Origin of the sequence: Lysobacter sp. Root667 (genome assembly GCF_001427715.1) — a bacterium.
Classification (GTDB): domain Bacteria; phylum Pseudomonadota; class Gammaproteobacteria; order Xanthomonadales; family Xanthomonadaceae; genus Lysobacter.
Window position 1 is genome coordinate 544,543 of record NZ_LMHF01000013.1, and the last position, 20,969, is coordinate 565,511.

Sequence of the window (20,969 nt, forward strand, 5' to 3'; positions counted from 1 at the left end):
GGCGCGCTGGCCGGGCGGACCGAAGCAGGATTGGGGTAGGAAAAGTCGTTTTCATTGGGCGGCCGCGTTGGCGCCAGCAATCCTCAAGCGCCGGCAGGCCCTGAGGCATCGGCATGGGGCAAGCGCCGCTCCACGCGGGCCGCGCCCGGCCCGGATCGGCGGGGATCCAGACCAAGGGCGCGCGTATTTGCGAAGACCGGGTTTTAAGGACACGGAAGCCAGAGCCAAGAGATGGAAGTGATCGGCTGACTGCTGGCGCAGCGGCTGTGGACGCGACCTTACCGGCTGGGAATTATTCGCGATTAATCTTGCTTAACGATACCGGCATCGGTCGCGATCGGGTCGGTCCTGCCGTCGCCTATGGGTCTGACAGCAGGGCCGAGCCGACCGGGCGCAGCGATCGCCCGCCCGATCGCTGTCGATCAGCGACTGCGGAGATACGCCTCTAGCCGCGTGGACCGCCCATGACGGGCAACACGACTCCGTTCACGTAAGACGAGCATACCGGCGAAGCGAGGAACACATAGGCCGGGGAGATCTCCTCCGGCTGCGCCGGCCGCCCCATGTCGCTGTCCTGGCCGAACTTGGCGACCTCCTCGGCCGCGCGATCGGCGGGATTCAACGGCGTCCACACCGGTCCCGGCGCGACCGCGTTGACGCGGATGCCGCGCTCCAGCAGGTTGCTGGCCAGCGACTTGGTGAACGCGTGGATCGCGCCCTTGGTGGCCGAATAGTCCAACAGCGCCTTGCTGCCGAAGATCCCGGTTTCGGAGCCGCTGTTGATGATGGCCGCCCCCCGCTTGAGATGCGGCAGCGCTGCCCGTGCCATGTGGAAATAGCCGGCGATATTGGTCTGCAGGGTCTCCTGCAGGTGCTCGTCGCTGAGATCTTCGAGGCGCTCGCTGTGCAGCTGGAAGGCGGCGTTGTTGACCAGGATGTCGAGGCGGCCGAATTTCTTGACCGTCTGTTCGATGGCCTGCTTGCAAAAGGCCGGATCCTTGACGTCGCCCGCCAAGGCCAGGCACTGCCGCCCTTCCTGCTCCACGTGCCGCCGAGTGTCGGCGGCGTCCTCGTGCTCATCCAGATAGACGATGGCGACGTCCGCACCTTCGCGCGCGAACAGCACCGCCACGGCGCGGCCGATGCCGGAATCGCCGCCGGTCACGACCGCCGTCATGCCCTCCAGTTTGCCGCTGCCGAGGTAATCCGGGGCGAGGAATCTCGGCGACAGGGCCAGATCGTGCTCGTTGCCCGGCTTGCGCAGGTGCTGCGCCGGCATCGGATTCTGCGGCTGCTTGCGTGTGCCCGCCTGCACGGGCCGGTCCTTGGTTTCGCTGGGCTTCTTCTTGCGATCCAGCGCGTCGACTCCACGCTGGATCGCTCTTTGCCGCCCTGCCGTGGTCTTCGCCGCCTTCTTGCTGGTGCTTGCCATGCCCTAGCTCCCTTGAACGAGATGCCGTCGAGCGGGCGATGTCGAGCTGCCCGCTCGCCGTGGCGCGGCTGGACCGCGCCTGCGCGCCCGGCCTAATGGCGCTTCTTGAGCATCTCGTCGCGCGACTGCTGCGCCCGCGATGCGCCGATGGCGGTCTCGACCTGCTTGACCTCTTCCGGCGGCGGCAGGACGGCGGCGAAGCCCAGGGAATCGATCCACAGCTCCCGCGTCCAGCCGGTGGTGTGATACAGGTGATGGTCTTCATCGCCCTCGACGGCGTCGAACGCCGCTTTCAGCACCTTGGTTTCCGGGCCGCTGCCGTGCTCGGCCACGTGCCCGATCAGCTCCCAGTTCAGGTGATCCTTGGTTTCCGCCAGGACGACGCATTCGCCGGCGACGAGCTGCGCCGCGTCCGGATCCGCATGATTCGCCGCCATCTTCATCGCCTTCACGAGGGAGCCACCGATGTGGCCGACCACGTCCCGTCCGGGGCTCTGCTCTTCGGGGTCCAGACCCAGGGTCTCGAAGACGCGCAAGAGCACCTGCTCGTGGGTACGCGTCTGCTCCAGGTACTCCGTCCACTCCTTGCGCAGGTCGTCGTTCACGGCGAGCGAGACCGCCATCTCGTAGATCTGGATGCCGCCGCGCTCGGTTTCCAGCGCCTGCAGCAGCAGTTCCTTCAGCTGCATTTCGTCGTAACTGACTTTCTTGCCCATGATCCATCGCTCCTGGTGTCGGACTTGGATGCCGGCCTAGTCCCGGCTTGCGGTCGCCATCGACGGCGCCCCGGCGAGAGTCGGCCAGCACCGGTAAGGAGCGCGTGCAGATCGCGTTCGCTGCGTGTGATGGCCATGAACGGTTCATGCTGCCGGCACATCTGAACCCGCGCTCTGGAATGACGCGTCTTTGACCTGCCAGGGCGTAGGAATGGCATTCACGACCCGCGGCGCGACCCGCCCGCAGCCGTGCGGCGGTACCCGAGCCCTGGCGAACGCGACGCCCGTCCGCGTTCGCTTGCGGGCGCCCGATCGCGACGGACTCGCCCATCGCTCTTGCAAGGATCCGACATGCCCGCACGCTGGACCCGCCGTAGCGTGATCTGGGCCGTGTTGGGCGCGGCCGTGCTGACCGCCGCGATCGGCCTGATCGCCCTCAACCTGGCGGGGCCGGAAAAGCAGCTGTTGCATGCCCTGCCGCATCGCTATCCGGTGGCCTCGTCGCAGTTCCGACGCGAAATGGGCACCCTGCTCGGCCCTTCACTGCTGTCCGAAAATCATGTGACCGGCTTGCAGAACGGCGACGAGATTTTCCCGGCGATGCTCCAGGCGATCCGCTCGGCACGGCGCACGATCGCCTTCGAAACCTATATCTACTGGTCGGGCGACACCGGCCGCGCGTTCAGCCAGGCCCTGTCCGAACGCGCGCGCGCCGGCGTGCAGGTCTACCTCACCGTCGACTGGCTCGGCAGCAGCAAGATGGACGCGGCGCAGATCGAGGAGATGAAGCGCGCCGGCGTGCACATCCGCCAGTACCGGCCGCTGGCCTGGTACAACCTGGACCGGGTGAACAACCGGACCCACCGCAAACTGCTGATCGTCGACGGCACGATGGGCTTCACCGGCGGCGTCGGTATCGCCGATCAGTGGCAGGGCCATGCCCAGGATCCGCAGCATTGGCGCGAGTCGCATTTCCGCGTCGAAGGACCGGTGGTGGCGCAGATGCAGGCGGGCTTCAACGACAACTGGGTCAAATCCACCGGCGTGGTCCTGCACGGCGCCGGCTTCTACCCGCCGCTGACCCGCGCCGGCGACATGGACGCGCAGTTGTTCATCAGCTCCCCGGCCGGCGGCAGCGACAGCATGCATCTGATGGTGCTGATGGCGATCGCCGCGTCCGAGCGCACCATCGACCTGGCCGCCGCCTATTTCGTGCCCGACGACCTGGTACGGCGGGCCCTGCTCGATGCCCGCCGCCGCGGCGTGCGCATCCGCATCCTCGTGCCCGGCGAACACACCGACTCCGATGCGGTGCGCCTGGCTTCGAAGGCGCAGTGGGAAACGCTGATCCAGGCCGGCATCGAATTCTACGAATACCGGCCGACCATGATGCATATCAAGATGCTGATCGTGGACGGCGAACTCGTCTCCGTGGGGTCGACCAACTTCGACATACGCTCGTTCCGCCTCAACGACGAAGCCAGCCTCAACGTCTACGACCGCAGTTTCGCCGCGGATATGACCGCCGTATTCGATGCCGACCTGCGCCAATCGCGCCGCTATACGCTGCAGGACTGGCGCGACCGCCCCTGGAAAGAGCGGCTGTTCGAGAAGTTCGTGCTGCCGCTCAAATCGCAGCTCTAGTCGCGCGCCTCTAGCCGCACGCGCAGTTCCAAGCGAGCGCGGATGAATGCGCGCGCAGGAGCGCACGACAGGATGTTCACCGCATCCGATGCAGCATCGGCCGGTCGGCGTCGACCGCCCCTGCTCATCCTGCTGCGGAGTTTCGCCATGGCCAGCAAGAAAACCGCTACGCCCCGCTCCACGACACGCTCCACGACCCGCACTGGCGGCGCCACCCGCGACAGCCGCGGTCAGGGCGACGAGCTCCACCAGCCTGCCGGCGGCAAACATCCGCCGCTGACGACCAACCAGGGCCTGCCCCTGTCGGACAACCAGAACTCGCTGCACGCGACGCCGCGCGGCCCGGGCCTGCTCGAAGACTTCATCCTGCGCGAGAAGATCACCCATTTCGACCATGAGCGCATTCCCGAACGCATCGTGCATGCGCGCGGCTCGGGCGCGCACGGCTACTTCGAACTGAGCAAATCGCTGGCCCGCTATACCACGGCGCGCATTCTGACCGAGGTGGGCGAACGCACGCCGGTGTTCTGCCGCTTCTCGACGGTGGCCGGCGGCGCCGGTTCGATCGACACCCCGCGCGACGTGCGCGGCTTCGCGGTCAAGTTCTACACCCAGCAAGGCAACTGGGATCTGGTAGGCAACAACATCCCGGTGTTCTTCATCCAGGATGCGATGAAATTCCCGGACGTGGTGCATTCGGTGAAGATGGAACCCGACCGCGGCTTCCCCCAGGCCGCCAGCGCCCACGACACGTTCTGGGATTTCATCTCGCTCACGCCCGAAGCCATGCACATGATCATGTGGGCGATGTCGGACCGCGCGATCCCGCGCTCGCTGCGCATGATCGAGGGCTTCGGCGTGCACAGCTTCCGTCTGCTCAACGCCAAGGGCGCCTCGACCTTCGTCAAGTTCCACTGGCGGCCCAAGCTGGGCCTGCAGTCGACGCTCTGGGACGAGGCCTGCAAGCTGGCCGGCGCCGACCCGGACTTCCATCGCCGCGATCTGTTCGAGGCGATCGAGAACGGCGACTACCCCGGGTGGGAGCTGGCGGTGCAATTGTTCACTCAGGAACAGGCCGACGCCTTTCCGTTCGACCACCTCGACGCGACCAAATTGATTCCCGAAGAACTGGTTCCGCTGACGGTGATCGGGCGCATGGTCCTGGATCGCTGGCCGGACAACTTCTTCGCCGAGACCGAACAGGTCGCCTTTTGCCCCTCGCACGTGGTCCCCGGCATCGATTTCTCCAACGACCCGCTGCTACAGGGCCGTCTGTTCTCCTATCTGGACACCCAGCTTTCGCGGCTGGGCTCGCCGAATTTCCACCAGTTGCCGATCAACGCCCCCAAATGCCCGTTCGCCAATCTGCAGCGCGATGGCCACATGCAGATGCGGGTGCCGCGCGGCCGCGTCAACTACGAACCCAGTTCGCTGGACCCGCAGTCGCCGCGCGAAACGCCAGCGGGATTCCGCAGCGCGTCCGTGCCCGCCGACGACGGCGCCAAGGGTCGGGTGCGGCCGGAAAGCTTCGCCGACCACTACAGCCAGGCGCGGCAGTTCTACCGTAGCCAGACTCCTTACGAGCAGGCGCACATCGCCTCGGCGCTGGTGTTCGAACTGTCCAAGGTCGGCACCGCGCACGTGCGCGAGGCCATCGTCGGCCACCTGCGTCACATCGACAGCGCCTTGGCCCGTCGGGTCGCCGATGGTTTGGGCCTGGCCGCACTGCCCGCGGCGCCGCCTGCTGCGGTCGCGGCCAAGGACCTGCCGGTCTCCCCGCCGCTGCAGATCATCGGCAAGATGAAATCCACCCTGCAGGGGCGCTGCGTCGGCCTGCTGATCGACGACGGCTCCGATGCCGGCACCGTGCGGGCCTTGCGCAAGGCGGTCGAGGCTGCCGGCGCACGGGTCAAGATCGTGGCGCCGCGCATCGGCGGCGCCAAATTGAGCGACGGCAAGCCGCAGCCGGCCGACGGTCAGCTCGCCGGCACGCCATCGGTGGTGTTCGACGCGGTCGCCGTGGTGTTGGCGGACAAAGCCGGGAAACGTCTGGCCAAGGAAGGCGCCGCGATCGACTTCGTGCGCGACGCCTACGGCCATCTCAAGGCGATCGCGGTGGACCAGGGCGGTCAATGGCTATTGGATGCGGGCGGGATCGTACGCGACGAGGGCGTGGTCGATGCCAGCGATGCGCGCTCCTTCGTGGCTGCGGCCAAGGGCCGTCTGTGGTCGCGCGAAGCCAAGGTCCGGACGTTGGCCTGAGCCTAGGTGCGAGGTCGGCATCCCCCGCCGCAGCCGCTGTAAGCGGCGATCATGGGGCGTCGCCTTCATCGGCACGCCCCTCGCATCGGCGACGGGAAAGCGCGCCAGGAGCGCCATGCGAAAGGCGGACGGCGCGGGTCGCAGGCGAAGATCGGCAAGACCCGGCTAGAAGGCGCGCTTCCTGGCGGTCTTCCTGGTCAGCCGCAACCATTCCCCTAGCGGCACCGTCTTTGGGTCCGAAGGCTTCGGTATCGCGGGTCCAAGCTTGCCGTACTGGGCCAGCACGTCCTCCAGCCTCAGACTCGCCTGCTCCAAGGCCTCATCGCCGATCGCGGCCGCATCCCGAATGATCGGACCGGAGAGGCGCACGTAAGTCGCCCAGAAGTCGGCTTCGTCGACGTTGTCGGCCACCAGCTCTGGCATCTGCTCGACCAGGGCGTCTATGCGCTGGCTGATGGTTGTTGGCGCGCGATTGTTCATCCGAGTCGGGCATCTTAGCAATTTCGGCCTGCACCAAGCGCGCGCGGCGGCGACGGCCTTTCACCTTGCTCTACCGAGCCGAATGCAAAGATCGCCTTTCCGGCGGCCGCTCGCCCCTACCTTAGTCTCCGATGCCTCAGCTATGGAGGATCTTCAGCCGTTGGTTGCGCTTGCGCAGGCGTTTGTGGCGCTGGCGACGCGCAGCCGGCCAGAGCACGCTGCAAGCCGAAGAACCGTTGCGCTCGCAGTTGTTCAATGCCGAGCAGATGGAGTCGCACGGCAAGGCGCTGACCCGCTCGCATCACGTGCATGCGCGCGCCGGCCCGGAACGCCTGCTGGACCGGCTGGAAGAGAACGAAGGCCTGCTGGACGATGCCAGTACGGTCCTGACCCGGATGGTCCAGGACGAGATGCGCATCACTCCGGCCGGCGAGTGGCTGCTGGACAACTTTTACCTGATCGAAGAACAGATCCACACCGCGCGCCGGCACCTTCCCAAAGGCTATAGCCGCCAGCTGCCCTCCTTGCGGCAGGGCCCCTCCGCCGGCCTGCCGCGCGTGTACGACCTGTCGCTGGAAGCCATCGCCCACGGCGACGGCCGCATCGACGCGGAAACCATCAGCCGTTTCGTCGCCGCCTACCAATCGATCACGCCGCTGAAGCTGGGCGAGCTGTGGGCGATTCCGATCATGCTGCGGCTGGCGTTGATCGACAACCTGCGGCGCATGGCGGTACGGGTCATGCATGACGCGGCCGACCACCGCCTGGCCAGCGAGTGGGCCGATCTGCTGAACGAGACGGCCGCGGAGAACCCCAAGAACGTGGTGCTGATCGTCGCCGACATGGCGCGCTCCCGGCCGCCCTTGTCGGGCGCGTTCGTGTCCGAGCTGACCCGCGGGCTGCAGGGCCGCGGGGCGGTGTTCTCGATGCCGATCACCTGGCTGGAGCAATGGGTCGCCGACGGCGGCCGCAGCATCGAAGAGCTGGTGCACCTGGAAAGCCAGCAACAGGCCGCCGACCAGGTGTCGATCAGCAACAGCATCGGCAGTCTGCGTTTCCTGGCCAACATGGATTGGCGCGAGTTCGTCGAGAACATGAGCGTGGTCGATCGCCGATTGCGCGAAGACCCCGCCGGCACGTATGCCCTGATGGATTTCAACACCCGCGACAGCTACCGCCATGTGGTGGAGAAGATGGCGCGGCTGAGCGGCGCCAGCGAACAGGAGGTGACGGACATCGTGCTGCAGCTGGCGCAGGCGGCAGCGAAGGCGACCGCGGCCGACGACGACCGGACCCATGTCGGCTATTACCTGGTCGACGACGGCGTGGCGCAGACGCGGGCGGCGCTGGCCGCGTCGGATGCGAAGCACCGGCCGGTGCGTTTGCGTCTCCGGCGTATCCCGCTGCCGGTCTACCTGGCGCCGATCGCCGCGATCGCCGGGCTGTTCGCCTGGGGCCTGTTGTCGGAAAGCTCCGGCATGCGGCAACAGGTGCCGCTGTGGCTGCTGGCGGCGTTGGCGTTGCTGGCCTTCAGCGAGCTGGGCATCGCCCTGGTCAACTGGCTCGCGACCGTGCTGATGGCGCCGCGGCCGTTGCCGCGGATGGATTTCTCCAAAGGCATCCCGGTCGATTCGCGCACCCTGGTCGTGGTGCCTTGCATGCTCGGCAGCGTCGAGGGCGTGGACAGCCTGGTGGAGGGGCTGGAAGTGCGCTTCCTGGCCAATCGCGACCGCCACCTGCATTTCGCCTTGCTGAGCGATTTCCTGGACGCCGACCAGCAAACGCTGCCCGGCGATGAGGCGCTGCTGACGCGGGCCCGGCAACAGATTGCGCAGCTCAACGCCCGCTATGCCGCCGAAAGCGGCGACCTGTTCTTCCTGTTCCATCGCCCACGTCAGTGGAATCCGCGCGAGGGCCGCTGGATGGGCCACGAGCGCAAGCGCGGCAAGCTGGCGGCGCTGAACCGGCTGCTGCGCGGCGGAGCGCACGACGAGTTCCTGCAGGTGATCGGCAATACCGAAGTGCTGAGCCAGGTGCGCTACGTGATCACCCTGGATACCGACACCCGCCTGCCGCGCGATGCGGCCCGCGAGTTCGTCGGCACGCTGGCGCATCCGCTGAACCGCGCCCGCTTCGATAGCCGCCGGCGCCGGGTCGTGCGCGGTTACGGCATCCTGCAACCCAGCGTCGGCACCAGCCAGAGCGGACGCCGCAGCACGCGCTATGCGCGCATGTTCGGCAGCGAGCCCGGCATCGACCCGTATACCCGCACCGTATCGGACGTGTACCAGGACCTGTTCGGCGAGGGTTCTTTCGTCGGCAAAGGCATCTACGACGTGGATGCGTTCGAATCGGCGCTCGCCGATCGCTTCCCGGACAACCGCATCCTCAGCCACGATCTGCTGGAAGGCTGTTACGCCCGCGCCGGACTGGTCAGCGACGTGCGCCTGTTCGAGGACTATCCGTCGCGCTACGCGGCCGATGTGAAACGGCGCTACCGCTGGATACGCGGCGACTGGCAATTGCTGCCCTGGCTGCTGCCGTGGGTACCGCGCGCGCGCGGCGGCTACGAGCGCAATCCCTTGTCGTGGCTGTCGCGCGGCAAGCTGCTGGACAACCTGCGCCGCAGCCTGGTGCCGGCAGCGGCCACGGCGCTGTTGCTGCTGGGCTGGCTGTTCTCGCCGCATCCGCTGGCCTGGACGGCATGGCTGCTGTGCCTGTGGCTGCTGCCCGTGCTGGTGCCGGTGCTGCGCGACGTCTTCGTGGTTCCCGTGGACATGCCGCTGGAAACCCACCTGGTCCAGGTCGGAAAATCCACGCTGCGCCAATTGCTGCGCGCCGCGGTCAGTCTGGCCTGCCTGCCCTACGAAGCCTTCCTGAGCCTGAGCGCGATCGCGCGCACTTTGTGGCGGTTGGCGATCAGTCGCCGCCACTTGCTGCAGTGGAACCCGTCCAGCGAAGTGGAACGCAACCTCGGCAGCGGCATGAGCGCGGAGTTGCGCGGCATGGCCGCCGCGCCGCTGTTCGCCGTGGCCGTGGCGGCGCTGCTGGCCGTCGCCCAACCCCGCTCGCTGTGGGTGGCGATTCCCCTGTTGGGCCTGTGGCTGCTGTCGCCGGCCCTGATGGCCTGGCTGGGCCATCCGCCCGCGCAGCGCGACGCCGACCTGTCCGCCGCGCAATTGGCGTTCCTGGGCCGGTTGGCCCGCCGCACCTGGGGCTTCTTCGAAACCTACGTGCGCGCCGAAGATCATTGGCTGCCGCCGGACAACGTGCAGGAGCACCCCGCGCTGGTGGTCGCGCGCCGCACCTCGCCGACCAATATCGGCCTGTCGCTGCTGGCCAACCTGTCGGCCTACGATTTCGGCTATCTGCAGGTGGGCGGCGTGATGGAACGCACGCGCCTGGTGTTCGCCACGCTCGACACCCTGCCGCGCCACCGCGGGCACTTCTACAACTGGTACGACACCGAAACCCTGCAGCCGCTGCCGCCGCATTACATTTCCACGGTCGACAGCGGCAATCTGGCCGGCCATCTGCTGACTCTGCGCCAGGGACTGCTGGCCCTGGCCGATGCACCGGTGCTGGCGCCCAGCACCTTCGCGGGCCTGGCCGACACCTTGGGCGTGCTGCAAGAAGTCCGCCGCGCCGCCGGCCACGACGACGACGCGCTGAGCCAGGCCCTGAGCGACTTCCGCGCCACGCTCGACCCGGCACTGGCGCAAGCGCCCGCCAACGTCCGCGATGCGGAACGGACCTTGGCGCATCTGGTCGTGCGCGCCGACCGGATCCTGGCCGTATGGCCGGCGAGCGAGGACCCGAAAGCGAACCGTTGGGCCGCCGCGCTGGCCGACGCCTGCCGGTCCGCGCATGCCGAGCTGCAGTTCTTCGTCCCCGACCCGGCCGCGCCCGCCGCCGTGGCCTATGGCGACCGCATCCCGACCCTGCGCGAGCTGCAGACGCAATCGTCCGATACGCAGGCGCAAACCCGGGCACGCGAACGCGTCCACCAGCTCGAACGCCTCGCCCATATCGCCGGGCAGTTCTCGCTGATGGAGTACGACTTCCTGTACGACCGCCCGCGCAATCTGCTATCGATCGGCTACAACCTGGACGAACATCGGCTCGACGCCGGCTACTACGACCTGCTGGCATCGGAAGCGCGGCTGTGCAGTTTCGTGGCCATCGCCCAGGGCCAGCTGCCGCAGGACAGCTGGTTCGCGCTGGGGCGGCTGCTGACCGAAGTCAACGGCGACGCGACCCTGCTGTCGTGGAGCGGCTCGATGTTCGAGTACCTGATGCCGCAACTGGTGATGCCCAGCTATCCGGACACCCTGCTCGATCAGACCTCGCGCCACGCGGTGGAGGCGCAGATCGTGCACGGCGCCCAGCGTTCGGTGCCCTGGGGCGTGTCCGAGTCCGGCTACAACACGGTCGATGCGCGCATGAACTACCAGTACCGTGCGTTCGGCGTTCCGGGGCTCGGCCTCAAGCGCGGCCTGGGCCAGGATCTGGTGATCGCGCCCTACGCCAGCATGATGGCGCTGATGGTGGCGCCCGAAGCCGCTTGCCAGAACCTGCAGCGGCTGACCGCCTTGGGTTTCGGCGGCGAGTTCGGCCTGTACGAAGCCATCGACTACACCCCGACGCGCGTGCCGCACGGCCAGGAATGCGTGGTGGTGCGTTCGTTCATGGCCCACCATCAGGGCATGGGGCTGCTGTCCCTGGACCACCTGCTGCGCCAGCAGCCCATGCAGCGGCGCTTCGTCGCCGACGCCGAATTCCAGGCCACGCTGCTGCTGTTGCAGGAGCGCATCCCGCACACCGGCGTGTTCCATCCGCACGAGGCCGAGACCCTGGGCACGCGCGCCACGGTCGGCGAGACCGAAACCCAGCTGCGCATCTTCCGCAATCCCGGGACCACGCGGCCGTCCGTGCAGTTGCTGTCCAACGGACGCTATCACGGGTTGCTGACCAGCGCGGGCGGCGGCTACAGCCGGCAACAGGACATGGCGGTCACGCGCTGGCGCGAGGACGGCACCCGCGACCATTGGGGCAACTTCTGCTACCTGCGCGATGCCGGCAGCGGCGAATACTGGTCCGCCGCCCTGCAGCCGACCGGCGTACCCATCGAACACTACGAAGCGATCTTCTCCGACGCCAAGGCCGAGTTCCGCGGACGCAAGCGCGGCTACGAGAGCCACCTGGAAATCGCCATCTCGGCCGAAGACGACATCGAGCTGCGCCGGCTGCGCCTGAGCAACCGTAGCCGGCGCACCCGCACGATCGAGATCACCACCTATGCCGAAGTGGTGCTGGCCCCGGCCATCGCCGACGAGCTGCATCCGGCCTTCAGCAACCTGTTCGTGCAATCGGAGATCCTGAGGCAGAAGCAGGCGCTGCTGTGCACGCGGCGGCCGCGCGCGCACGACGAGGTGCCGCCGTGGATGTTCCATCTGGTCGCCGTGCACGACGCCGACATCAGCGCGATTTCCTACGAAACCGATCGGGCGCGCTTCCTCGGCCGCGGCAACACCCCGCGCACGCCGCGAGCGCTGTCGGCCGATGAAGCCCTGTCTGACACGCAGGGCTCGGTGCTGGACCCGATCGTGGCGATCCGTTGCCGGATCGAACTGGCGCCGGAGCAGACCGCGATGATCGACATGGTCTACGGCGTGGGCGCGGACCGGGAAGCCTGCACGGGATTGGTCGACAAGTACCGCGACCGCCGCCTCGCCGATCGCGTGTTCGACCTGGCCTGGACCCACAGCCAGGTGGTCCGGCGCCAGATCAACGCCTCGCAGGCCGATGCCCAGCTGTACGAACGCCTGGCCGGGCTGATCGTCTACGCGCACCCTTTGCTGCGCGCCGACCCCGAGGTGCTGCTGCAGAACCAGCGCGGCCAGTCCGGCTTGTGGGGGCATGCGATCTCCGGCGACCTGCCGATCGTGCTGCTGCAGATCTCCGATGCCGACAACATCGAACTGGTGCGGCAGATGGTGCAGGCGCATGCCTACTGGCGGCTCAAGGGCCTGCGCGCCGACCTGGTGATCTGGAACGAGAGCAAGGCCGGCTACCGGCAGCAGTTGCAGGACCAGATCCTGGGCATGATCTCGGCCGATCCGGAAGCCAACATACTGGACCGGCCCGGCGGCATCTTCGTGCGCCCGGCCCAGCAGATCTCGCAGGAAGACCGCATCCTGCTGCAATCGGTGGCACGGGCGATCATCAGCGACCAACGCGGCACTTTGGCCGCGCAGATCGGCCGACACGTGCCGCCCGAACGGCCGGTGCCCGCCTTGTTGCCCGAGGGCCCGCCGGAAATACCGTCCTATGCGTCGGGCACGAACGCGGCGAACGGACTGCCACCGCCCAGGATCGACAACGCGGCCGACGACGCCTGGCCGTTCGATGCGGTGGCCGACGAGCTCCTGTTCGACAACGGCACCGGCGCCTTCTCCGCCGACGGGCGCGAGTACGTGATCGTCTCGCGCGAGGGCGCACCGACGCCGGCGCCTTGGTCCAACGTGATGGCCAACGCCAAGCTCGGCACGGTGGTCAGTGAGAGTTCTCCGGGCTACACCTGGTTCGAGAACGCGCACGAGTTCCGCCTGACGCCGTGGCACAACGACCCGGTCGCCGACAGCGGCGGCGAGGCCTACTACCTGCGCGACGAGGACAGCGGACAGATTTGGTCGCCGATGCCCCTGCCCTGTCGCGGGCATGGCGATTACCGCACCCGCCACGGTTTCGGCTACAGCGTCTACGAGCATGTCGAGGACGGCATCGCCAGCGAACTGTGGGTGTACGTGGACGTCGAGGATGCGGTCAAGTTCTCGGTATTGAAGCTGCGCAATCTGTCCGGCCGCGCGCGTCGCCTGTCCGTCACCGGCTATGTGGAATGGATACTGGGCGACCTGCGGGTGAAATCGCAGATGCACGTGGTCAGCGAACTGCATGCCGACAGCGGCCTGCTGACCGCGCGCAACCCCTACAACACCGAGTTCAGCGGACGCGTCGCCTTCTTCGACACCGATGCCGACGGCTGCAGTTACACCGCCGACCGCACCGAATTCCTGGGCCGCAACGGCAGCCTGGGCGAGCCGGCGGCCTTGCGACGCGAGCGCCTGTCGGGCCGGCTCGGGGTCGGCCTGGACCCCTGCGCGGCCATTCAGGTGCCGATCGACCTGGCCGACGGCGAGGAACTGGAAACGGTGTTCCGCCTGGGCATAGGCAAGGACCAGAACGAAGCGCTGAAACTCGCGACCCAGGTGCGCGGTACGCAACGCGCGCACGACGCGCTGGACGCGGTGCGCATCCACTGGCATGCCCTGCTGTCGACCGTACGGGTGAAGACGCCGGACCCCAGCGTCGACGCCCTCGCCAACGGCTGGTTGCTGTACCAGACCCTGGCCTGCCGCTATGTCGCGCGCAGCGGCTACTACCAGTCAGGCGGCGCGTTCGGTTTCCGCGACCAGCTGCAGGACACCATGGCGACCGTGCACGCCAAGCCGGCGTTGACCCGGGAACACCTGCTGCTCTGCGCAGCGCACCAGTTCCCGCATGGCGATGTGCTGCATTGGTGGCATCCGCCTCAGGGCCGCGGCGTCCGCACCCGCTGTTCGGACGACTATCTGTGGCTGCCGCTGGCCGCCTGCCGCTACCTGACGGTGACCGGCGATACCGGCGTACTCGACGAGAACGTGCGCTTCATCGAGGGACGCCCGGTCAATCCCGACGAAGAGTCCTACTACGACATGCCGGTTGCGTCCTACCTGCAGCAGCCGTTCTACGAGCACTGCGTGCTGGCGCTGAGGCGCGGCTGCGATCTGCTGGGCGAACGCGGCCTGCCGCTGATCGGAACCGGCGACTGGAACGACGGCATGAACCGGGTCGGCGAAGCCGGTCGCGGCGAGAGCGTATGGCTGGGCTTCTTCCTGTTCGATGCCCTGCAGCGTTTCGCGGATGTGGCGCAGGCGCGCGGCGACGACATCTTCACCGACTATTGCCGCGAGCAGGCGCAGCGCCTGCGCGATAACCTGGAAGCCCACGCCTGGGACGGACAGTGGTATCGCCGCGCCTGGTTCGACGACGGCACGCCGCTGGGGTCGACCCAGAGCGACGAATGCAGGATCGACTCCATTTCGCAGAGCTGGTCGGTGCTCTCGGGCGCGGCCGATCCTGCGCGTGCGCGGCAGGCCATGGATTCCTTGGACCAGTATCTGGTGCGACGCGAGGCCGGGCTGATCCAGTTGCTGGATCCACCCTTCGACAAGACCGCCAAGGACCCGGGCTATATCCGCGGTTACGTGCCGGGTGTGCGCGAGAACGGCGGCCAGTACACGCATGCCGCGGTGTGGGCGGCCATGGCGTTCGCCGCGCAAGGCGATGCGAGGCGCGCCTGGGAGCTGGCGCGCATGATCAACCCCATACACCACGCAGGCAACGCGGACGACGCCGCACGCTACAAGGTGGAGCCTTACGTGCTGGCCGCCGACGTGTATGGGGTAGCGCCGCACGTGGGCCGCGGCGGATGGACCTGGTACACCGGTTCGGCCGGCTGGATGTACCGGCTGCTGACCGAATCCCTGCTGGGCCTGCAACGCAGCGGCGATCGCATGCGGCTGCAGCCTTGCCTGCCCGCGGACTGGCCCGAGTACCGGTTGCAGTACCGCTATGGCAGCAGCCTGTACTCGATCCGCATCCAGCAGCACGATGAGGGGACCGCGACGCTGAGCCTGGACGGCGAGCAGCAGCCGGGGTTCGAATTCGCGCTGATCGACGACGGCGCGGTGCATCAGGTCGAGGCGCTTTGGCCGCGTTCGCCGGCATGAAGACCAGGCCGCAATTGGATGCGGAACTCGACCGCCTGGCGCGGATGCTGCCGCTGTGGCTGGAAAAACTCCGTCATCCCGCGCAGTTCTGGCCGCAGTTCGACGCCCTCGTCCAGGAAATCCTCACCGACGCCGCTGCGGACGACCGCGTCCATGTGCTGCAACGTCTGCACGCCATGCTGGTCGAAAACGGAGTCGAAGCGGACCCATCGAAACGCGAAACCGCCCCGCCCTTTCCTCCTGCAAGCTCGAACGCAGGCGGCCGATGAATCGCATCGCAAGGCTCCGGGCAGAGGGCGCCGCAACAGCGCATGCAGGCACCGCCACGGCGAGCCCAGCGCTTTCAATGGCGTGAACCGAGTTACCGGAACGCGGCGGCCCAAGAACACGAAAGGGCCGGAAGCCTCGATGGCTTTCCGGCCCTTCTGAGCCTTGCCGAAACGGGGTCCTTAGCGCCCGTCTTTGTCCGCGTCGCCCGGCATCGCGCGCTCGATGTAATGCCAACCCTCGCGCACGGCGTGCCTGGCCTCGTCCCAGGGCAGACGCGATGCGGAGCGGGTTTCATCCCACTTGCGCTGCAGATCGCTCTCGACGGAGTCGAAGCTCCTGCCGCGATACGTTCCGTAGGTGTCGTAGCCGTACTTGTAGGCCGGCTCGTAATCGCTCCATTCGCGCCCCGAAATGTAGGTCGGGGAATTCCGGTATTCGTTGCGGAAATAGGTGACGTACTCGGTCGGGTTGACCGCTTCCGCGATCGAATCACCGGCCTTGGCGCCCACCACACCACCGACTACCGCTCCCACCGCACTGCCGGCGGGTCCGGCGGCTGAGCCGATCGCCGCTCCTGCGATCGCGCCCGCAACCGCACCAGTGCCTGCACCGACGCTATGGAGCCGAGTAGTACCCGCCCATCAGGGTTGAGCGCGCCGAGTATCGCTGTGTTCCGATGTCCCGGCTGCCTACGCTCGCCGCCTTTATCCCGCAGCCAATAAGCGCAAGGCCAACCAAGCCGGCACGCCGACATAGAACGCCAGACGGCCCAGCCATTCCAGCGCGTCCCGCAGGGCGGCTGCGTGCGTGGACCGCAGCGCCATGGCCAGCACGACGACAGTTTCGATCGCGACTCGCAGTAACGCGGCGAACAGCATCAGACCGATCGACCACGACGCCCACCAGATCAGCAATCCGCTGAGGTAGGCACGGAGCCCATAGCTGTAGTACTCGCCGAAGCTGCCGCCGAAGGCGATGACCTGATGCAGACGGAAGGCGACCAGCGCCAGCAGCAACGGGAACAGGGCGAACTTCAGCAGCGCATGGTCCAACCGGGGCCGGCGTGCGTCCGCGCGCGCCTGGGCCAGGTCCGCCAAGCCGCGCGCGAGGCCGCCCTCCCAGCGCTGCGGCACGCCGGTCGCGGCCAACATGCGTTGCAATGCGTTCGGGCGCGTCAGCGCCAGGCAGCGCGTCCAGCGCGGCCCTTCGGCCAGGCGCACGTCGACGCCGCTGCGCGGCAATGGAACGCGCCAGGGCCGTAGCGCGGCGATCGACGCCACCGGCATTTCGATCCGCTGCCGGCGTTGCTCCAGCACCAACAGCGGGCCCTCGACGCGCGCTTGCGCGACGAACGCGCGCCCGATCGCCCACGCGGCCACGAGCGGCGCCACCACGGCGGCGGCGAACAGCCCGAGCTGCGACAGCGACTGGATCTGCAAGCCTGTGCGCAGCAGCATGTCGAAGGCCAGCCACAGCAGCCCCGCGCCCGCGCCCAGCCTCAGCGCGCCGGCCAGCGCACGCCAGAACGGTGTGAACACGACGACCTCGACCGTCGATTCCGCCTCCGGCACGGGCTTTGCACGGCGCCGCGAGGCTTGCCACGCGGCCAGCGCCGCCAGGCCGAGCAGGAACGCCGCAGCCGCGCGCCCTACCCAATCGCCCCAGCGCACCATCAAGGTGGGCGATGGATCGCGGGCGCTAACGAAGGCCGTCAGCACCGCCTGGTCGCCCATCGAAGTGCTCGCCAGCACTTCGCCGGTGTCGTCGATGATCGCGCTGAGTCCGTTGGTGGTGACGCGCACCTGCGGCAGCCGCGTTTCGATGCTGCGGAAGGCGGCGACCGCCAGGTGCAGGCGGGCGCCGACCGGATAGGCGGTGAACCAGGAGTCGTTGGACATGCCGACGATGGCCTGCGCGCCGAGCCGCGCGCCGTCGATGGCCAGATCGCTGTGCACGTCGTCCAGGCAGATCAGCGGCACGACGTTGACCTCGCGCCCGTCCGCGCTGCGCAACGGCAGCACGCGCGCGCCGTCGCCCGGCCGCCAGCCGCCGGCCCACGGCAGCCAGCGGCGCAACCAAGGCCCATCCAGCCAGGCCGGCACGTACTCGGTCAGCGGAAACGGATGGGTCTTGCGATAGGCACCGAGCATGCCCTTGCCGGGCTCGAGGAAGGCGGCCGCGTTGTATTCGCCCTGCCCGTCCCGGTCGTAGGTGCCGAACACCAGGGGCACGCCCGCGGCATCGACGAAGCCCTGAATCTCGCGGTCCAAGGCTGCCCCGTCCTCGCTGCGCGGGCTGCCGAAGCTGGTGGGGTACACGGTTTCCGACCACAGCAGCACGTCCGCATCGTGATCGCGGATCGCCGACCAGGACAAGGCGTAATGCGTGTCGAGCACGTGCCGGACCACGGCGTACGCGCCCATTTCCCGGCGCAGCCGCTCATAGTCGGTGATGCTGGCCTGGACCATGGCGACGCGCAGCGTCGGCGCGTCGTCGACCGGCGGCGCCTGCAAGGCGGCTCGCCGCACCAGGCCGTAGCCGGCCATGCACGCGACGATGACCGATGCCAGCGCCAGCGGCCGCAACAGCGCGCGCGCGCCGCGGCCGCGCTGCTCTATGGCGAAGGCCACCGCCTCGTTGACCAGCAGCAGCAACAGGGTGATGCCCGCCGCGCCGCCGAGGTCGGCGACCTGACGCAGCACCGCGGACGAAAACAAGCCATGCCCCAGCGTGTCGCCCAACAGCTTGGGCGCCAGCCACTCGCAGGCCACCCATGCGCAGGCCGCGGCCAGTGCGCGCAGTACCGGCCCGTAACGGCGCCCGGCCCACTGGCGCACCAGCGCGAACGCGATGAATTGCGGTTGCAACAACGGCGCCGACACTAGCAGCGCCACCGTCCCCGTCGACGCCCCGACCCCGGTGTAGGCGCCGATCGCGGCACCGAACCAGTGAAACGCCGCCGCGACGAAGGCGATGCTCATCAGCGCGGCGTTCGCCGACACGCGCAGCATCGTCCTGTCGGTGTCGAGCACCAGCAGCCACGGCACCAGCGCGACGAAGCCCAGTGCCCAGGCGGGGCCGCCGCGAGCGTACAGGCCGAGCAAGACAGCGGTGGCGAGGATGCCGGCGATGCTGCGCCAGCGGGACGGAGACAACCGTTCCTTGGTCAAGTCGAAGAACTCCGGGTCGCGGTCTTAGCGCGGAGGAATGCGGATCTGCCGCAACGGCATTCCGGGCGGCGCGAGCGCCGGCGGCACGACGCGGTCGGGCGGCATCGCAATCGGCCGGCCCTGCCGGTCGTACAGCGTGAAGTCGGGCGAGAACATCAGGATCGGCTCGATCGGAACACCTTCGTCGGTGACCTGATGGTGGCGGACATAGCCCTCGGGCAGTTCGAAGCCTTCCGGCACGGCCAGGCCGAGCAGCGGCGGGCTGGTGCCGGGCGGGTTGAACGCGCCCAGGCCGGTGCGGACCCCGGCTTGCTGCAAGGCTTCGATCACCTGCGCGCCGGTGGGTTCCGGATCGCCGGGTTGGAAGTAAGCGGCCAGATCGTCGGGGTCGTTGCTCGGCATCGCCTGCGGTTCCTGCGGCGACGCGGCTTGCAGCGCGACGCGCGTGGATGAAGGTCCACCGTTCACCGGGGCTACCGCCGCGTCGCGATCCGCGCCCGCCTGGACGGCGATGGCATTCGTTTTCTGCGCAGGTTCGGGCATCCGCAGCCACCACACCAGCGCCGCAGCGACCACGACGACGACCAGCACCGCCCACGGCAGCATCCTGCCGCGGGCAGTGGGCGTCTTCGGGATCACACGCAAGCCCTCGCCGTCCGCTCGGGACGACGGGGCTTGCGGATGGCGGCGCTTGGCCACGGTTCTGTGCTCCGTCGGACTCGTACGTCAGGGATTGGCCGGCTGATAGACCGACAACGCCCAACCCATGCGCTCGTGGCCGTACTGGTTCCAGATCGGGCTGCGGCCATTGCTGAAGCTGGAGTAGCGCGGTGCGCCGCTGCCGGTGCTGCCGCCCCACAGGCCGGCCGACACCGTGCCGCCGGTGTAGGTCGGATGGGTGTCGTCGGACTGGATGTAGTCGAACGAGCTGGAGGACGAGACGAACTTGGTGTTGGCGTCGCGCAAGGTCGGACGCAGCGTCACCGCGGTGCGGGTGATGTAGCTGGCCTCGCTTTCTCCGGACACGTAGCGCAGCGCGTCGGAATCGATCTGACCGTCGCCGTTGCTGTCGTAGTCCGCGCCCATGTACTGGGCGAAGCTGTCCGCGCACTGGAAGCCCTTCTGGCGGGCGTATTCGCACATCCAGTAGTTCATCTTGGCCATCGCCGGCAGGAAGCGGTCGCGCAGGTTCACGGTCTGACCGGTGCTGGCGTCGCGGCACGAGCTCTGCACGTTGTCGGCGTTGTAGCCGGGGTAGTACAGGTTGGAAACGATCTTGAGCTTGGTGTTGGCGTGGGCGTTGACGTTGATGTAATCCATCGCCGCCGCCACGTAGGTCTTGCAGGAATTGACCGCCGCATCCAGCCCGCTGTAGTCGCAGGTACCGGTCTGCGACTTGAAGCTCGAGCGCGCCTGCAGGCCGTCGTTGCCGCACATCTCGAAGCTCACCACGCGGGTGGAGGCGGCCTGCATGTAGGAACGCTCGGCGACGATCTTGTTGTTGTAGACGTCGCTGGCCACGGCGCCGGATTTGGCGCGGCGGATGCTTTCGATGTCGGCGTTCCAGCGCGCCGACAGGTATTCGGCATCCACGGTCGGCGCCGAGTAACGCGCGGCATTGCTGATCGAGCCGTTGTAGCCGGCGAAGATCGAGTCGCCATAGGCGACGACGCGGTACTTGGTGCTGGTCCCGGCCCGGTCGATGGTCCACGACACATTCTGGTTGAGCGTGCTGGCCATGGCCGGGGCCGAGAGCGCGAGCAGCGCCACAGCCGAGAGCCACCGCCCCGCCCTATTGCGGAACAGAGTCTTCATCCTTAATTCCCCTTCGAGATGGTGCGCCACGGACACCGGCTGGTGTCCGATGAGAAAACGCGAAACCCGACTGCGAAACTCGACTCACGATGAGGACGCCCCGAGCTTCGGGCATCCCTCCCCCCGCCATCGCCCCCAGACGCTAGCGTACGGTCCAGGGTCGCGCAATGTGCGCTGCAACAGCCGCAATGGGCTGCATCACGTTTCCGCACATGGGCGGGAGAAATCCATGGCTCCCGCTGAGGGCTCTGCACATCGACGCAGACGCTACGCGATCGGACGACACGCGAAGCTTCGCGTCCGCAAGCCGCAACGACCAAGCCGCAAGCCCAATCGCATCAAGCGCAAG

At 67.9% G+C, this 20,969-nt stretch carries 11 protein-coding genes; 4 read left to right on the forward strand and 7 right to left on the reverse strand.

Annotated features, from left to right (window positions below; genetic code table 11):
- Nucleotides 1-445 precede the first annotated feature (445 nt).
- Nucleotides 446-1,432, reverse strand: a complete 987-nt coding sequence (locus ASD78_RS15260) for an SDR family oxidoreductase (protein ID WP_056102854.1) — start codon at nucleotides 1,430-1,432, stop codon at nucleotides 446-448.
- Between the two features lie 92 nt (nucleotides 1,433-1,524).
- The gene (locus ASD78_RS15265; protein WP_056102856.1) at nucleotides 1,525-2,148 is read right to left on the reverse strand and encodes a hypothetical protein; all 624 of its coding nucleotides are present in this window, start codon (nucleotides 2,146-2,148) and stop codon (nucleotides 1,525-1,527) included.
- 351 nt (nucleotides 2,149-2,499) lie between these two features.
- Here ASD78_RS15265 and ASD78_RS15270 point away from each other — a divergent pair, with 351 nt between their 5' ends.
- Both ASD78_RS15270 and ASD78_RS15275 read left to right on the forward strand, forming a co-directional pair.
- Complete coding sequence (locus tag ASD78_RS15270) at nucleotides 2,500-3,792, forward strand: phospholipase D-like domain-containing protein (protein WP_156087785.1); 1,293 nt, start codon at nucleotides 2,500-2,502, stop codon at nucleotides 3,790-3,792.
- A gap of 147 nt (nucleotides 3,793-3,939) precedes the next feature.
- Entirely contained in the window at nucleotides 3,940-6,054 is a 2,115-nt protein-coding gene (locus ASD78_RS15275; RefSeq protein WP_056102859.1) for a catalase, read from the forward strand.
- Between the two features lie 165 nt (nucleotides 6,055-6,219).
- Here the strand turns inward: ASD78_RS15275 and ASD78_RS15280 are convergent, their stop codons facing one another.
- Nucleotides 6,220-6,534: a hypothetical protein gene (locus ASD78_RS15280; protein WP_056102862.1), complete on the reverse strand. Its 315-nt coding sequence runs from the start codon at nucleotides 6,532-6,534 to the stop codon at nucleotides 6,220-6,222.
- 266 nt (nucleotides 6,535-6,800) lie between these two features.
- Here ASD78_RS15280 and ASD78_RS15285 point away from each other — a divergent pair, with 266 nt between their 5' ends.
- Both ASD78_RS15285 and ASD78_RS15290 read left to right on the forward strand, forming a co-directional pair.
- On the forward strand, nucleotides 6,801-15,365 hold the full coding sequence (locus tag ASD78_RS15285; RefSeq protein WP_056102992.1) for a glycoside hydrolase family 94 protein: 8,565 nt from the start codon (nucleotides 6,801-6,803) through the stop codon (nucleotides 15,363-15,365).
- On the forward strand, nucleotides 15,362-15,634 hold the full coding sequence (locus ASD78_RS15290; RefSeq protein ID WP_156087787.1) for a hypothetical protein: 273 nt from the start codon (nucleotides 15,362-15,364) through the stop codon (nucleotides 15,632-15,634). Before ASD78_RS15285 ends, ASD78_RS15290 begins: the two co-directional genes overlap by 4 nt.
- A 180-nt stretch (nucleotides 15,635-15,814) precedes the next feature.
- Here the strand turns inward: ASD78_RS15290 and ASD78_RS15295 are convergent, their stop codons facing one another.
- The 4 genes from ASD78_RS15295 to ASD78_RS15310 form a co-directional block, all read right to left on the reverse strand.
- On the reverse strand, nucleotides 15,815-16,144 hold the full coding sequence (locus ASD78_RS15295; protein ID WP_056306689.1) for a hypothetical protein: 330 nt from the start codon (nucleotides 16,142-16,144) through the stop codon (nucleotides 15,815-15,817).
- Between the two features lie 195 nt (nucleotides 16,145-16,339).
- Nucleotides 16,340-18,805, reverse strand: coding sequence for an apolipoprotein N-acyltransferase (gene lnt, locus ASD78_RS15300; RefSeq protein ID WP_056102866.1), 2,466 nt, complete (start codon nucleotides 18,803-18,805; stop codon nucleotides 16,340-16,342).
- Between the two features lie 24 nt (nucleotides 18,806-18,829).
- Entirely contained in the window at nucleotides 18,830-19,504 is a 675-nt protein-coding gene (locus ASD78_RS15305) for a hypothetical protein (RefSeq protein WP_156087788.1), read from the reverse strand.
- Between the two features lie 27 nt (nucleotides 19,505-19,531).
- Nucleotides 19,532-20,620: an SGNH/GDSL hydrolase family protein gene (locus ASD78_RS15310; RefSeq protein ID WP_055901734.1), complete on the reverse strand. Its 1,089-nt coding sequence runs from the start codon at nucleotides 20,618-20,620 to the stop codon at nucleotides 19,532-19,534.
- Between the last annotated feature and the right edge of the window lie 349 nt (nucleotides 20,621-20,969).

What these genes read in the sequence shown, in the direction of transcription:
- ASD78_RS15260 (WP_056102854.1), bottom strand. Translation starts at nt 1,432, where the DNA reads ATGGCAAGCACCAGCAAGAAGGCGGCGAAGACCACGGCAGGGCGGCAA.
- ASD78_RS15265 (WP_056102856.1), bottom strand. Translation starts at nt 2,148, where the DNA reads ATGGGCAAGAAAGTCAGTTACGACGAAATGCAGCTGAAGGAACTGCTG.
- ASD78_RS15270 (WP_156087785.1), top strand. Translation starts at nt 2,500, where the DNA reads ATGCCCGCACGCTGGACCCGCCGTAGCGTGATCTGGGCCGTGTTGGGC.
- ASD78_RS15275 (WP_056102859.1), top strand. Translation starts at nt 3,940, where the DNA reads ATGGCCAGCAAGAAAACCGCTACGCCCCGCTCCACGACACGCTCCACG.
- ASD78_RS15280 (WP_056102862.1), bottom strand. Translation starts at nt 6,534, where the DNA reads ATGAACAATCGCGCGCCAACAACCATCAGCCAGCGCATAGACGCCCTG.
- ASD78_RS15285 (WP_056102992.1), top strand. Translation starts at nt 6,801, where the DNA reads ATGGAGTCGCACGGCAAGGCGCTGACCCGCTCGCATCACGTGCATGCG.
- ASD78_RS15290 (WP_156087787.1), top strand. Translation starts at nt 15,362, where the DNA reads ATGAAGACCAGGCCGCAATTGGATGCGGAACTCGACCGCCTGGCGCGG.
- ASD78_RS15310 (WP_055901734.1), bottom strand. Translation starts at nt 20,620, where the DNA reads ATGAAGACTCTGTTCCGCAATAGGGCGGGGCGGTGGCTCTCGGCTGTG.